Consider the following 15,662-nt stretch of genomic DNA (forward strand, 5'->3'; position numbering starts at 1 on the left):
TTATTTGACTTTTGAAATTTGCGCCATTAATTCTGCTTCCGCACAAAGTTTACCATTAGCATAAGCATAACCTTGCATATGGCAAATACCACGACGAATCGGGGTTATTAATGAGCATTTAAAAATAAGGGTGTCGCCCGGAGAAACTTTTTGTTTGAATTTAACATTATCCATTTTCATGAAAAAAGTTAAATAATTCTCGGGGTCAGGAACGGTATTCAATACCAGAATACCACCAGTTTGCGCCATGGCTTCAATAATAAGCACACCTGGCATCACAGGAGCTCCCGGAAAATGTCCTTTAAAGAACTCTTCATTCATCGTAACATTTTTTGTTGCGATCACATCCTTATCACTCAATTCGAAAACTTTGTCGATCAATAAAAATGGTTGACGGTGGGGCAACATGGCCATAATTTGAGTGATGTCCAGTAAGGGCGGTTGATTTAAATCTATGTTTGGAACGTTGTTACGACGTTCATTTTTTATAAGCTTTGAAAGCTTTTTGGCAAATTGCGTATTCACAAAATGCCCTGGCTTATTGGCAATAACCTTACCGCGGAGTGGTGTTCCCACTAGGGCCAGATCACCTAAAACATCTAATAATTTATGTCTCGCTGCTTCATTTGGGTGATGCAAGGTTAAATTATCTAAAATACCATTTGGCTTTACAGCTATGGAATCCTTTTTAAAGGCAACTTTTAATTTTTCCATCGTCTCTTTCGATAAGGGTTTATCTACATAAACGATGGCGTTATTAAGATCACCTCCTTTGATAAGGCCGTTTTCCAGGAGCATTTCTAACTCATGGAGAAAACTAAAAGTTCGCGCGTCAGAAATGTCTTTTTTAAAATCAGAAATTTGATTTAAAGTGGCGTTTTGGGTTCCAAGTACCTTGGTGCCAAAATCGACCATAGTGGTAACCTGATATTCTTTCGCGGGCATCAATAAAATTTCACTACCCGATTCCTCATCAATATAAGAGACCACTTCGGTAACTTCATATACCTCACGACACGCATCGAGCTCTACAATACCTGCTTTTTCAAGAGCTTCCACAAAAAATTTAGCTGACCCATCCATTATTGGGGGCTCGGAAGCATCCAGTTCAATAATAATATTATCAATATCTAAACCAACTAGAGAAGCCAGGACATGCTCGCAGGTTTGAATGGTTACACCATTTTTTTCTAAACAGGTCCCTCGTTGTGTATTAGTAACAAAACTAGCATCTGCTTCTATTACAGGACTACCTTCCAAATCGACACGCCTAAAAGCGATGCCAAAGTTAGCATCAGCAGCCTTAAAGGTGAGTGTCACATTTTTTCCGGTGTGAAGTCCAACACCCTTTAACGATACATCTTTGTCTATCGTTTTCTGTTTTATATCTGTTTTAACTATGCCCATTATTTTTTTCTAAATCATTAAGTGATTTAACAATTTTTGGTAAGTTTTTAAAGTGAACGTATGATTTATTGAAATCAGCATATGCCAAGGCAGGCGAGCCTTGCAATACTTCATTATCTTTAATATTTCTTGAAATCCCAGACTGTGCCTGGATTTTTACATTATTACCAATACTAATATGCCCAACGATACCCACTTGCCCACCAATTTGGCAATTTTCGCCAATTTTAGTAGAACCGGCAATTCCGGTTTGAGCAGCGATTACTGTGTTTTTACCAATTTCAACATTATGAGCTATTTGAATTTGATTATCCAATTTCACTCCTCTTCGAATGATGGTTGAGCCTAAAGTTGCTCTATCAATAGTGGTTGCAGCACCAACATCAACAAAGTCTTCTAAAATTACATTGCCTATTTGGGGCACTTTTTTATATTCTCCGTCTTCATTGGGTGAAAATCCAAAACCATCAGCACCAATAATAACCCCTGAATTTATAACACAATACTTGCCAACAACACACTCTGAATAAATTTTTGAACCTGCAAAAATAACAGTGTTATCTCCAATGGTAACATTATCCCCTATATAAGTATTAGGAAATATCTTAACATTATCACCAATAACCACATTATCGCCCAGATAAGAAAAGGCTCCTAAATACAGATTATCACCGTATTTCGCTGTTTCAGATATGTGTGAAGGCATTTCAATACCGGACTTATTAAGTTTTACCTGATTATAATACTCTAAGAGTTTGGAGAATGCCTTATAAGCATCATCTACTTTAATAAGCGTGGTACTAATAGCGCTTTCTGGAGTGAAAGATTTATTTACTATAGTTACCGACGCTTTGGTGGTATAGATATGCGAAGTGTACTTTGGATTGGCCAAAAACGTTAAGGATTCCTCAACCCCTTCTTCAATTTTCGACAGCTTTGAGACTTTAATGTTAGAGTCGCCAACAACATCACCTTCCAATATTTCCGCTATTTGCTGTGCTGTAAATTTCAATTGTTTGTATTTACTTACTTAGTTTTTATCTCCGCAAAAATAGGAAAAATGTCCTAAAGTTTTTTATTAGAGCTGCCTTATTACAAAGCACTGTGGTTTACGAATCGTAAGTTTCTTTGGTATCTGCCTTAGGATAACAGATATAGTACTTGGTAACAGGCTTGGAAAGTGCCTTTAAATTAAGCTGATCGGAAGCCTTTACGATATCCTGTAATTTTCCTGTTTTATGTTGAATTGTGATCCGTTTTTCTTTTAATTCATAAGCTTGATTCGACATTTGTCCTGAAAAAACAAAATAGGCAGCTTCAGATTCCGAAAGCTTGTGATTGGTAGCGACCTGATCAATGTGTTTTTGTATGCTTTTTATTTTTATGGGCTTTTTCTTCACCTTAATCTTCAGTAATTGCCGATTTAAGATCATTTGACAAAGTTCACTCAGCACAAAATCGTCATGATGTAGCCAATGTTTCATGGCCGAAATGATATCGACATCATCTAATTGTGCAAAAATATTGAGTGTTTTATCATCAAAATTCGAGATATCTATATCATTTTTTAAAAAATATAATAAAGCCTTACTGGCTTCTAGTGCCTCTCCTTTAGCTTGTAGTTCTTTGGCACGTTTTAAAACCCGAATTAACAGTTGTTCTGCGACTATTCCCGTTTTGTGTAAATACACTTGCCAATACATTAAACGGCGAGCGATCAGGAATTTTTCTACGCTGTAAATTCCCTTTTCCTCTACAACCAATTCATCATTATTAACGTTCAGCATAGTTATTAAACGTTCGCTGTTTATGTTTCCTTCTGCTACACCGGTATAAAAACTATCACGTTTTAAATAATCAGCCCTATCCATGTCCAATTGTCCGGAAATAAGTTGATTCATAAATTTTCGGTGGTATTCTCCTTTAAAGATTTGAATGGCCAGCGTTAAATTTCCGTTAAATTCGGTGTTCAGCTTGGCCATAAAAAGACTTGAAATCTTCTCATGTGAAATGTTATTAACGATACTATGCTCCATGGCATGGGAGAACGGACCATGTCCTATATCATGTAATAAAATAGCGGCGTATAAGGCGGTTTCTTCATCATCATTAATGCTAACCCCTTTAAAACGAAGCACCTTCACCGTTTGTTGCATGAGATGCACACAACCAATGGCATGATGGAAACGCGTATGGTGCGCGCCCGGATACACTAAATATGACATACCCATTTGGGTAATACGACGTAAGCGCTGAAAGTACCGATGCTGAATTAAATCGAAGATAAGGGAATTAGGAATGGTAATAAATCCGTAAATTGGATCGTTTAATATTTTAAGTTTGTTCAAGCCTCAGGTTTTAAACATTCACACATGCAAATATAAGGATAAGCCCTATTATAAAAGCGAATTTAAACAAAACACACTATTTAATTACGACACACGACATATATTATGATTCAAATACTTTGGGTTGATGATGAAATTGATTTATTGAAACCACACATATTGTTCCTCGAGAAAAAAAACTATCAGGTAACGACATGCAAAAGCGGTTCTGAAGCTATAGATGCTCTTGAAGAACACAGCTTTGACATTGTGTTTTTAGATGAAAACATGCCTGGACTTACTGGTTTGGAAACCTTGAATGAAATTAAGGCCAAACAGGATAATTTACCGGTGGTGATGATCACTAAAAGTGAGGAAGAATATATTATGGAGGAAGCTATTGGTAATAAAATAGCCGATTACCTCATAAAGCCTGTCAATCCAAACCAAATTTTATTGAGCTTAAAAAAGAACCTTGATCATTCACGTCTGGTCTCAGAAAAAACAACGTCCAATTATCAGCAGGAATTTCGGAAAATATCTTTGGATCTGGCCATGGTGAATACCTATGAAGATTGGGTAGAACTTTATCAGAGATTGATCTACTGGGAAATTCAATTAGAGGATATAGAAGATGCTGGTATGGTAGAGATATTGGAATCTCAAAAAGTTGAGGCGAATATTCAATTCGGTAAATTCATTGATAAGAATTACACGAAATGGTTCAATGAAAAATCAAACGATGCTCCGGTGATGTCTCATACCCTATTCAAGGAAAAAGTAGTTTCAGAACTCAGCCAGGAACAACCAACATTAATGGTGGTGATTGATAATTTACGTTACGACCAATGGAAGGCTCTGGAGCCTATAATAAATACATATTACAAGAAATCCAGAGAAGATGCCTTTATAAGTATTTTACCAACCGCCACTCAATATGCCAGAAATGCTATTTTTTCTGGTCTTATGCCGTCAGAAATGGAAAAACTATTTCCTGAGTATTGGCTAAACGACACTGATGAAGGAGGAAAGAATATGTTTGAGGCTGAATTCTTAGATACTCAAATGAAGCGTCTCGGGTTAACGCATTTGAACTACGAATATCATAAAATCACCAATTTAAGAACAGGTAAAAAATTATTAGAAAACTTTAACAGTCTAAAGTCCAACGACCTTACCGTAGTGGTTTATAATTTTGTGGATATGCTTTCGCATTCTAAAACAGAAATGGAGGTTGTGAAAGAACTGGCCTCAAACGATAAAGCCTATCGATCGTTAACCTTAAGTTGGTTTAAGAATTCACCATTACTTGCCATCATTCAACAAGCACAGCAGCAAGGATTTAAACTTATTTTGACCACAGATCATGGTACTATAAATGTTAAAAATCCGTCAAAAGTTATCGGTGATCGAAATACCAGTTTAAATTTGCGCTATAAAACAGGACGTAGTTTAACCTACGAGCAAAAGGATGTTTACGAGTCAAAAAACCCAAAGGACATTCATTTACCGGTTATAAATATGAGTAGTTCTTTTATTTTTGCCAAAGGCGAATTATTTTTTGCCTATCCAAATAACTTTAACCATTATGTTAGTTATTATCGAAACACCTATCAACATGGCGGTGTCTCTTTGGAGGAGATGATCATACCATTTGTGGTTTGTCATCCCCGTTAATCGAAAAATAAAATTACGCAAGCTTGTAAATATTTTTAATTTTTAGGAAAGTAGCTAATAATTTTTAACTTTGAGAGAACCTAAGTTGGATATCACGTTTAAATTATCTGAAATTGAGTATGTTGCAGCTGAAATACTGAAGAATCTTACAGATAAAGTAGTATTATTCTATGGTGATATGGGAAGTGGAAAAACAACCTTGATAAAAGAATTGATATCCGCTTTAGGTTGTGAGGACGAGGTTAATAGCCCTACTTTCTCCATAGTTAATGAATATGCATTAACGGATGGTAAGATTTTTCATTTTGACTTGTATCGTATTGAAGATGAAGAAGAAGCCTTAAATTTTGGAATTGAAGATTATTTTGAAGCGGATGCCTGGGTATTTGTTGAATGGCCTCAAATTATTGAGTCTATGATTCCGCACCCATTTCACAGTATTAAATTGACGAATGAATCCGTCTTTGAAAGAAGATTAATATTAGAATAATTAATAATAAAATAAGCCAAAAAAGCGCAATGAAAAACAAATAACGCCCCACAGATGCAGTTTTACGGGAAATCCGCAACGTAATTTTTGAAAAACAATGTTTTTAACATTTTTTTAACATTTAAGCGCATTTCACCGATTACTCTTTAGGTACATTTGGATTAATTAATTAATTAAATCCCTTAATAAAATGAAAACTAAAAAGTATTTAATTGCAATTGCAATCTTCGGAGGTGTATTGTTTTTGGCACAAGCTGCTACTCAATATAACTTAGATGGACAAACAACAGCCAAAATCGACAAAAGAGACATCATTGTCCCTGTCTGCGGATAAAAAAGCGCTGATTTTAGGGAGTATCATAGCTACTTTGATAGCTATAACTCCTTATTTATTTTATTTATACGAAGGTGTTCCAAAAGAGAAAATTTGGGACACCTTTTTGTTTACCTATGAAAGTAATATATACGGTAACGTTTATATTTTCGCCTGGACCTTAACTGGAAAGCTTATCCCCCTATATCTATTGCTTATTTGGTTCTTTACCTGCAAGCACTGGTGGTATCATACCCTTTTGGTACCAATAGCTATGTATTCTTATCAAGCATTCACTATTACGAGAGTTGATATTTTCAATATCGATACCAATCAACTAATCTATTTGATTCCTTTAATGGCTGTAATCATACCTTCTATTTATTTGATTAGGGCACGAATATTTAATCGTATATATGAGAAGACTAAAAGTCTTGAAGAATTAGAGGAAGAACTGAAAATAAAACCTAAAAATTTCTGGGATAAACTAGGAGACTACTTTTAATCCATATCCAGGTTTAAACGATCTCGTTCCTTTAAGTCGATATCACGCTTATTTGTTTGTAATTTAGTATTTCCAAATTTATAATTGAAGCCAACAACAAAAGTGCGGTTCTCAAGATTTGAATCAACATAGAAATCCTGGTTCAAATATTTTGTGGTTTGCGTGAAGTTCATGGTATTCAGGATATCCGTTACACCTAAAGTTAAAGATGCCTTCCCGTTCCATAGGTTTTTTCGAAGATTAAAATTGATGCCTGAACGGTCCCCTATTTTCGATGCTCCATCTGCAATTGGTGAGATATATAAAAACGATACATCTACTGTTAATCTATTATCCTTTAAAAAGCTAAAGTAATTCACCGCTTGTAAATATACAGACCATCTATTATTAGCCACTAAAGCATTGGCATCTTCTATCGCAAAAAATTTATTATCATAATAAAAAAGAGACGTTAAGGCATATATATTCCAACGCTTTACAATGGGTGTATAGGTCATAAAGTCTAAGCCGTACGATACACTGTGATCAATATTGGTGTTTACATATTTAATTATATTATTTACATTATCCTGAAATACAATATTTATAGCAGGATCATTCTCATAGCGATAATATAATTCAAAGGTAAATGCTTGTTTAATGGTGTACCCAAGAGTCAGGATATCATCAATTTGAGGTTTCAAGCTAGGATCACCGGTTAGATAAGTATTATCGTTCAAATAGAATTTAAAGGGATTAAGCTGACTATAGCGTGGTCTGAAAATACGACGATTATAATTGAAATAAATCGTATTATTCGAATTGACTTTATTTTTAATATAAAATGAAGGAAACCATTGTAAATAATCGTTATCGTTCACCTGGTTCAGGAGAAGCGAGTTTCCTCTTGTTTGAGTGTATTCCGAACGAAGTCCCAGTTTTAAACTCCAGGCTTCCCAGTCTTTAGAAAAACTGGAATAAGCAGCAAAATTCGATTCATTATAATTGAAAATATCAGAATTTGTTATGTCTTTCTGTTTCGACCCATTATTGAACTCAAATTGGTCAAGAATACTTTCTGAATCAATATTGGAAAATTTTACACCTGCATTAAATTGAGCTCTATTTTCAATTGGTAATTCATAATCAACCTGACCTGTATAGATTCTAGTAAGCTGACTTGAAAAGGTTTGAAATTTATTTTGCCGGATCAAGGCTCGATCTGGAAATAAATAGTCCGTATCAACATCCTGAAAATTTGAGAAATCATAGTTAGTATGGTGCAAACTGGCACTTAATTTTTCTCCGTCTTTTTTAAAATTATGAATATAATCAAGCGTTAAAGCCATATTAATAGTTTCCTCAACCAATCGGTTTTTCGTCACGAACGACGAATCCAGTACCCCATTGGCATCATACATTAATGTTTCTGAAAACACCTTGTTTTGTGTATTTCTGCGCGGCGCTATTAAAAAGTTCCCGGATATTCCTATACTGTTGTTCTCATCGATAGTGAAATCAATATTTGTATTGATATTTTGATTAGCTGTTTTACGCCGTCTTTCAAAGTCGGTTTCCCATTGCGATACGGTTTGATTATTTTCCTTAAAATTTATGAATTCATCATTTTGGCGATAATCCTGACGTGGATTTATATTATAATTAATGTAAGTATTTAATTTTTTTGTTTTGAAATAGTGACTTGTACCAACACTAAATTTCGGGTATTCAGTTCCTTGTGTGTAATTACCAAACACACTGCCATTATAACCGGCGATAATATTTTTACTTGTTACAATATTAATTACTGATCCTCCCTCGGCATCATATTTCGCCGGCGGATTTGTAATGACCTCTACAGATTTTAAATTAGATGCCGGTGTACCCTGAAGTAATTGATTCACTTCAGTAGCCGACAAATACACCCGTCGATCATTAATATAAATGACCGGTTTAGCATTTCTAACAGTCAGAATTCCATTATTATAAAGGACGCCGGGCGTTTGTTTTAACACATCCAGCACAGAACTGTTTGACAAGGTTGTGTTTTCAACATTGAATACCAAACGGTCTACCAAACGTTTTACCGTTGGTTTTTTGTAAACCACTGTAACGCCCTCCAAAGCCTCGGTTTTTTCAACTAATGTAATGGGTTTCAAAGCTGTGTTTTTCAACAGCTCAATGGTTATTTCGGAATCTTCGAACCCCAAGTATTTAATGACTAAAACATAAGTGGACTCACGAAGATTATCAAACTCAAAAAAACCTTCCTCATTAGTAACTGCGCCTTTGATAATTTCAGATTTATCTTGACTGTAAAGCACCACATTTGCAAAAGCCACCGGAGAACCCTGCGTATCTTTAGCGGTCCCCGTCAAATTATAGTTTTGAGCAAAATGATATAGCGGAAGTAATAAAATTAAAGATTGAATAAAGGCTTTAAGCATAAAAAAAATCTTGGGTTTACAAACATAAAATATTTAATTGAAATATACTTGAGGTAAATACGTATTTATAGTTATTTGGAAGAGGCTTTTTCAACAATATTATTTTTTTTATGGAATTAGAATTTTATTTGTAATTTGTTTCATATTTAAATTAAAAATATGGCCAATCCTATTTCTCCCTTCACGAAACAACAGTTATTACCTCAGGAAGAAAAGCTTGAAATTTACAAACAAAAAGGAGAACTTTTTATAGGTATTCCCAAGGAAACAGCCTTTCAGGAAAAACGGGTATGTCTAACGCCGGATGCCGTATATGCGCTAACGAGTAATGGCCATCGGGTTTTAATTGAAGCCGGAGCGGGAGAAGGCGCCAATTTTTCGGACAAGGACTACAGTGAGGCCGGTGCAAAAGTGACTAATGATACTGCGAAGGTTTTTGCCTGTCCCATGATCTTGAAGGTGGAGCCTCCAACACCAGATCAAATTAAACTTATTAACCCGCAAACCATACTGATCTCGGCCCTTCAAATAAAAACGCAATCTAAGAAATACTTTGAGGCTTTAGCTTCAAAACGTGTCACGGCAATTGCTTTTGAATTCATTCGGGATGCTGATGGCGCCTATCCTGCGGTAAAATCATTAAGTGAAATAGCGGGAACTGCCGCTGTTCTAATTGCCTCGGAATTATTATCTGATACTAATACCGGTAATGGTTTAATGTTTGGTAATATTAGCGGTGTTCCGCCTGTGGAAGTTGTTATCCTGGGTGCCGGTACCGTAGGTGAATTTGCAGGAAGAAGTGCTTTAGGACTTGGCGCCAACGTGAAGGTATTCGATAATTCAATCACGAAATTACGCCGGATCCAATCGCATTTAGGACGCCCTTTGTACACCTCGACCGTGCAGCCCAAAAACCTCACCAAGGCCTTAAAACGTTGTGATGTGGTGATCGGGGCAGTTCGCGGAAATAACCGCTCCCCCATCATTGTTACCGAGACCATGGTTCAGGGTATGAAACCAGGTGCAATCATCATTGATGTGAGTATTGATATGGGCGGTTGTTTTGAAACCAGTGAAGTGACCAGTCATAAAAAACCAACCTTTGTAAAACATGGTGTGGTTCATTATTGCGTACCCAACATTCCCGCGCGTTATTCTAAATCCGCCTCGGTATCCATCAGCAATATTTTTACGCCTTACTTATTAAAAATAGGTGAAGACGGAGGATTAGAAAATTCTATCCGATTTGATCGTGGATTAAAAAATGGGTTGTACTTTTACCACGGCATTTTAACCAGTAAATCTGTAGGCGAATGGTTCGACCTCGATTACAGTGATGTTAACCTGCTCATATTCTAAACCCTAATTTTATAATAGTTTATTTTCGATGAAGCTTATTCAGCGAGTTGGTTATTACTTAACCGGATTTTCAATTGGATTGGTCATGCTTATTTTCTTCCTGAACGGAAAAAAAGCCTCTTGCAGTTATTTCCCTAATGCCCGAGTGGTCAAAAACATTAGTACCAAAAAAATCATTTTTAATTCAGAGACAGCCCAACAGGCGGTAGAATTCCGCTTGGACACAACACAAATAAGAGACATCCTAAAGCGCGGAGATGTAGATTTTGGAGCTAGTGAACAGCGCAAAAAACCCTGTGGTATTTACTATATAACAAGCTTGGTTGAGAATAAAGAAATGGCCTTTACAGTAAAAAACTGTGACAGTTTAGCAACGATTATACAAATTGCAAAAGAAACTAATTAAGACGCTAGCTTTTCTTTTCTGGCTTTTTTACGACGCTCTTTTTCTTTTGAAATTAAGGCCAACTCGCGCCCGGTTTGTCCAGCAACAGAGGTGTTTTCCTCAGCCCTACGAATTAAATAAGGCATCACATCCTTTACTGGACCAAATGGTACATATTTAGCCACGTTATAGTTATGATCAGCTAAATTGAAACTGATATGATCACTCATACCATAAAGCTGTCCAAACCACACCCGTTTATCATTATTCGCAATTCCTTTTTCTTCCATTATGCGCATGGCCAAATAACAACTGTCCTCATTGTGGGTACCCGAGAATAGTGAAATGCTATCCAAATTATCAAGAATATAACGCAAAGCAGCATTAAAGTTTTCATCTGTAGCCAATTTACTAGTACAAATTGGTGTGGGATACCCTTTATCGAGCGCCCTGTCATTTTCCTTTTCCATGTAGGCACCTCGAACAATCTTGTATCCTAGATAATAGCCATGAGCTTTCGCATGGTCGTGCGATTGTCTTAAAAAAGCCATCCTGTCGTGTCGGTACATCTGTAAGGTATTGAATACAATAGGTTTTTCGGTATTGTATTTTTTCATCATATCGGTCACCAAATCATCAGCAGCCTTTTGCATCCAACTTTCTTCAGCATCTATTAAAATAGCAACATCTTTCTTTTTACCATAGGCGCAAACAGTGTCAAAACGGGCAATTACCCGATTCCATTCTTCATGCTCTTTTGGAGATAAAGGTTTACCGGCACTTACTTTTTCATATAATTTAAAACGACCAAAACCGGTAGGTTTAAACACAGCGATCGGCATCGCTTTAATGTCTTCTGCAAAATCAATTGTCTTAAGTGTGGTCCGGACTGCACCATCAAATTCAGCATCTATCTCTTTTCCTTCTACCGAAAAATCCAAAACGGAGCTCACTCCTTTTTTATACATGCTTTTAATGACAGGAAGGCAATCATCCTCATTCACGCCACCACAAAAATGATCAAAAACCGTACTTCGAATTATCCCTTCAATGGGAAGGTGTGCTTTAATGGCTAAATTGGTCGCTATACTTCCAATTTTCACCAAAGGCTCTATGGAGATCATTTTAAACAAATAATAAGCCCGTTCTAGATCAGCATCACTTTTTAGAGCGAACGCGACTTCAGTATTATCAAATATTAAATCTGTATTCATTCAAACTAAAACTTTGCACAAAGATAATGATGCAAAAATTATCATTTGATATAAAAACTGTTTAATTTCACCCCCTGAAATCGTGTTGAAAATATTATGGAATCTATTACAACAAACAACTGCACTATTCAGTTTAATGAAAATTGTTACACCGCTGTAAATAAACATCTTAAGGATAATAATTTTTCAAAAATATTTATCCTGGTTGATGAGAATACGCATGAACATTGTTTGCCTCTTTTTTTAAGCAAACTGGAAACAGAAGTAGCGATTGAAATCATTGAAATTGAATCCGGTGAGATCCATAAAACAATTGAGACCTGTGCAGGTGTTTGGAATGCTTTATCAGAGCTAGATGCCGATAGAAAGAGTTTACTCATCAACATAGGTGGCGGCGTTATTACAGACCTTGGTGGTTTTGTAGCCTGCACCTTTAAACGTGGTATAGCTTACATTAATGTACCAACCTCACTTTTAGCTATGGTGGATGCCTCTGTAGGTGGAAAGACTGGAGTAGACCTCGGGCATTTAAAAAATCAAATTGGGGTTATTAGTAATCCTGACCTGGTTTTAATAGACACCTTATTTTTAAAAACCTTACCTAAAAATCAGATGCGTTCCGGATTGGCAGAAATGCTAAAACACGGATTAATTACAGGAACTTCTTATTGGAATAAGTTTGAAGATCTATCGAAACTTTCTTTGGACGATCTGGATACCCTAATTCATGAGTCCGTGCAGATAAAAAGAGATGTTGTAAATGTTGACCCCTACGAAAATGGCTTGCGTAAAACCTTAAATTTTGGACATACACTTGGGCATGCTATAGAATCTTATTATTTGAATGACTCCAATAAAGAGACACTATTACACGGCGAAGCTATTGTTATTGGGATGATATTGGCGGCCTATTTATCCAATAAATTAACGGGATTTCCTGAAGATGATATGTTAGAGGTAAAAAAGCGTTTATTAAATTACTATGGAAAGGTTTCTATTCCTGAAAGTGATTACCAACCGATCATGGAACTCTTGAAATACGATAAGAAAAACACCCACGGACATATCAATTTCGTATTATTAGAGTCGATAGGGTCCTGCAAACTAGATTGCCAGGTGTCTGAAGACCTGATCATCGAGGCTTTTAAGTTTTACAGTAATTAAATGTTTTACCGTGGTTTAACTGCGGAATAAACCTTTCTTTTTCTTCGTACCGTAATAACCATACTTTGCACCATATCCAAAGTTTGATTCTTTTACATCGTTTACTACGAGCATCATACCATTCAATTTCTTATCAGCATGGAGTTCTTTCGCGAAGTTTAGAATACGTTTCTCGGTGTATTCGGCACGTGTTAAGTAAATGGTATGGCCGGCGTAAATACTTATTAAAAGTGTGTCGGTAACAAGCATAGATGGTGCGGTATCAACAATAACGTAATCATACTGCTCAGAAACGGTATCGAACAATGTTTTAATGCGGTCGCCCATTAGCAATTCTGCCGGGTTTGGTGGCACGTTACCTGAAAGCAAAACGTCAATGGCGATATCATTGATCACATACGGGTTAATAGTATCTTCAACACGGATGCTCTCATCTGCTAAAAATTCGCTAAGGCCTAATTTTCCATCACCTGTGTTATTTCGTTGACGTTTTATGGCTGCAAATATCTGTGGGTTTCTGATATCCGCACCGATAACTAAAACCTTTTTATTGGTATTGGCAAATGTTAGAGCGGTGTTTAAACTCACAAAGGACTTTCCTTCCCCATTTATGGTCGAGGTCACAAAGATCACATTATTGTAAGGCGTGTCTTTTTTATGGCGACGTTCGATATAATCAAAATTGGTTCGTATAATTCTGAAAGATTCTGATAAAATAGAGCGGTCATTCTTCTCGATTAAGGTCTCCCCTTCTTTAACACGCGGTATTTCACCTAATATAGCTATGTTTTTAATGACTTGTTCAAGGTCTTCTTTATTATGAATTTTGGTGTCTAGGAGATCTTTCACATAAAAGATCGAAAAAGGAATGAAAAGTCCGATAAATAAAGCGCCAATATAAATAACTGGTTTTTTAGGCGATACAGGACCTCCATTACTGTTATAAGCATAATCGATCACCTTGGCATTGGGCGAGGTAGCAGTTAAGGAAATAGTCGCTTCCTCCCTTTTTTCCAAAAGGTACAAATACAACGATTCTTTAATACCTTGCTTTCGTTCGATGGACCGTAAACGGCGTTCCTGACCAGGGACTTGGTATATTTTAGAATTGATACGATTCGACTGATTCTCCAAACTCGAAATTTGAATACTTAAAGATTGTGCGGAATTGTCTATGGTTTGCTGTAAATTAGACCGTATGCTATTCAGCGTTTGATCCAATTCCAAAACTACCGGATTTTGTTCTCCGGCACTTTTCATCAAAGTTTTTCGGCGTTCTAGAAGTTCATTGTATTTTGAAGACAATTGTGTTATTGAAGGATCTCCCATCCCTAAATTAGATGGAATAAAGTCGTATTGATCGACATCCAGCGACTGATCCATATAAGATAACTGATTTAATTGAGTTTTAGCAACATCTAACTGTTGCTGGTTTAGAGCACTGGAGTTTAAGAACTGTCCCGCTTCAGAACTTACATCCGTAATTTTATTACCGGTTTTAAATTTCACAATACTGTCATCAACATTTACCAGATCTTCGGCAATAAGCTCGACACGCTTGTTAATAAAATCAGCTGTATTTCTTGAAATTTCATTTTTATTTTCAATTGTGAATTTGTTGTACTCATCCATTAAGGTATTAAGAATATCTTCAGCTTTGGATATCACAGGATATTTCAGGCTCAACAAAAGTACTTTTGATGACTTATCGGCAGGGATTATTGATAAATTATTTTTTAATTCTTCAGCTAAACTTTCTACGGGTGTCAAAGCGACACGAATTGTTCTACCAATTGAAGCAGCTATTCCCTCGTTTTTAGGAGTAATTATGATCCCGCCAAAATCAGTTGGAATGGTTTCACCAAACGTATAGGATTTCGGTTGAGAATCTACATTAAGGTAGTACTTAAAATTCGTTTTTGATTCGATATCAATATAAAAACTAGACCGCGTTTTATTAACTATAGAATCTGGTGCAATGAAATTTACCACAATAGGACTGCTCCTGTAAAGTTCCGATTCATAAATTCTACCTTGCGTATAAAAAGAAATATTTAAATTGAGTTGATCAACAATGCTTCTCAAAAAACTTCGTGATTTAATAACTTCTATTTCATCGTCAACGGTCGCTCCTTCCTTATCAGAAAATAAAGAAATATCTTTTAGTATACCGGCAGTGCTATTGTCTTTATCCTCTACAAGCATGAGTTTAGCTCGTACTAAATATTGGGGAGTTGTATATCTAAGAATGAAAAAAGCTGATGTAATACATAAAGCAACACTTAATATGAACCAAGGCCATTTATTTAAATAATAAAAAAGTGTTTTCTTTAAATCAAAACTAGAATCCATGTTGTTTGATGATACTTCATTATGATTATTTGTCATAAATCAA

The 15,662-nt window shown here is 35.9% G+C and carries 12 protein-coding genes; 6 read left to right on the forward strand and 6 right to left on the reverse strand.

Features of this window, described 5'->3' with window-relative positions; translation table 11 throughout:
• The 3 genes from V8G61_RS12630 to V8G61_RS12640 all read right to left on the reverse strand — a co-directional run bounded on the left by V8G61_RS12630 (nt 1) and on the right by V8G61_RS12640 (nt 3,755).
• Nucleotides 1–1,407 (reverse strand): bifunctional UDP-3-O-[3-hydroxymyristoyl] N-acetylglucosamine deacetylase/3-hydroxyacyl-ACP dehydratase, encoded by a 1,407-nt coding sequence (locus tag V8G61_RS12630; protein WP_394876146.1) that lies wholly within the window; start codon nt 1,405–1,407, stop codon nt 1–3.
• Nucleotides 1,394–2,419 carry a UDP-3-O-(3-hydroxymyristoyl)glucosamine N-acyltransferase gene (lpxD, locus tag V8G61_RS12635; protein ID WP_394876147.1) on the reverse strand — a complete coding sequence of 342 codons (1,026 nt, stop codon included), beginning with the start codon at nt 2,417–2,419 and terminating at the stop codon, nt 1,394–1,396. The genes V8G61_RS12630 and lpxD overlap by 14 nt, the downstream gene beginning before the upstream one ends.
• A 97-nt stretch (nt 2,420–2,516) precedes the next feature.
• Complete coding sequence (locus V8G61_RS12640; protein ID WP_394876149.1) at nt 2,517–3,755, reverse strand: HD domain-containing protein; 1,239 nt, start codon at nt 3,753–3,755, stop codon at nt 2,517–2,519.
• Between the two features lie 105 nt (nt 3,756–3,860).
• Here V8G61_RS12640 and V8G61_RS12645 point away from each other — a divergent pair, with 105 nt between their 5' ends.
• The 3 genes from V8G61_RS12645 to V8G61_RS12655 all read left to right on the forward strand — a co-directional run bounded on the left by V8G61_RS12645 (nt 3,861) and on the right by V8G61_RS12655 (nt 6,719).
• The gene (locus V8G61_RS12645) at nt 3,861–5,411 is read left to right on the forward strand and encodes a PglZ domain-containing protein (RefSeq protein WP_394876152.1); all 1,551 of its coding nucleotides are present in this window, start codon (nt 3,861–3,863) and stop codon (nt 5,409–5,411) included.
• Between the two features lie 70 nt (nt 5,412–5,481).
• Nucleotides 5,482–5,901, forward strand: a complete 420-nt coding sequence (gene tsaE / locus V8G61_RS12650) for a tRNA (adenosine(37)-N6)-threonylcarbamoyltransferase complex ATPase subunit type 1 TsaE (RefSeq protein WP_394876153.1) — start codon at nt 5,482–5,484, stop codon at nt 5,899–5,901.
• A gap of 275 nt (nt 5,902–6,176) precedes the next feature.
• Nucleotides 6,177–6,719 carry a hypothetical protein gene (locus tag V8G61_RS12655; protein WP_394876155.1) on the forward strand — a complete coding sequence of 181 codons (543 nt, stop codon included), beginning with the start codon at nt 6,177–6,179 and terminating at the stop codon, nt 6,717–6,719.
• On the opposite strand, the gene V8G61_RS12660 is transcribed toward V8G61_RS12655, so the two are convergent.
• Nucleotides 6,716–9,145 carry an outer membrane beta-barrel protein gene (locus tag V8G61_RS12660; RefSeq protein ID WP_394876156.1) on the reverse strand — a complete coding sequence of 810 codons (2,430 nt, stop codon included), beginning with the start codon at nt 9,143–9,145 and terminating at the stop codon, nt 6,716–6,718. The genes V8G61_RS12655 and V8G61_RS12660 overlap by 4 nt on opposite strands.
• A gap of 159 nt (nt 9,146–9,304) precedes the next feature.
• Here V8G61_RS12660 and V8G61_RS12665 point away from each other — a divergent pair, with 159 nt between their 5' ends.
• Together V8G61_RS12665 and V8G61_RS12670 are read left to right on the forward strand one after the other, a co-directional pair.
• The gene (locus V8G61_RS12665) at nt 9,305–10,504 is read left to right on the forward strand and encodes an alanine dehydrogenase (RefSeq protein WP_394876157.1); all 1,200 of its coding nucleotides are present in this window, start codon (nt 9,305–9,307) and stop codon (nt 10,502–10,504) included.
• A 28-nt stretch (nt 10,505–10,532) separates the two neighbouring features.
• A complete protein-coding gene (locus tag V8G61_RS12670; RefSeq protein WP_394876159.1) occupies nt 10,533–10,910 on the forward strand; it encodes a hypothetical protein in 378 nt (125 codons plus the stop codon).
• Here the strand turns inward: V8G61_RS12670 and V8G61_RS12675 are convergent.
• Nucleotides 10,907–12,103, reverse strand: a complete 1,197-nt coding sequence (locus V8G61_RS12675) for a proline dehydrogenase family protein (RefSeq protein ID WP_394876162.1) — start codon at nt 12,101–12,103, stop codon at nt 10,907–10,909. The two genes, V8G61_RS12670 and V8G61_RS12675, sit on opposite strands and share 4 nt — an antisense overlap.
• Before the next feature lie 96 nt (nt 12,104–12,199).
• On the opposite strand from V8G61_RS12675, the gene aroB reads away from it, so the two are divergent.
• Complete coding sequence (aroB, locus tag V8G61_RS12680; protein ID WP_394876164.1) at nt 12,200–13,267, forward strand: 3-dehydroquinate synthase; 1,068 nt, start codon at nt 12,200–12,202, stop codon at nt 13,265–13,267.
• Nucleotides 13,268–13,282: 15 nt separating this feature from the next.
• Here the strand turns inward: aroB and V8G61_RS12685 are convergent, their stop codons facing one another.
• The gene (locus V8G61_RS12685) at nt 13,283–15,655 is read right to left on the reverse strand and encodes a GumC family protein (RefSeq protein WP_394876167.1); all 2,373 of its coding nucleotides are present in this window, start codon (nt 15,653–15,655) and stop codon (nt 13,283–13,285) included.
• Nucleotides 15,656–15,662: the final 7 nt, after the last annotated feature.

Origin of the sequence: Gaetbulibacter sp. M240, from assembly GCF_043876815.1 — a bacterium.
Taxonomy (GTDB): domain Bacteria; phylum Bacteroidota; class Bacteroidia; order Flavobacteriales; family Flavobacteriaceae; genus Gaetbulibacter_A.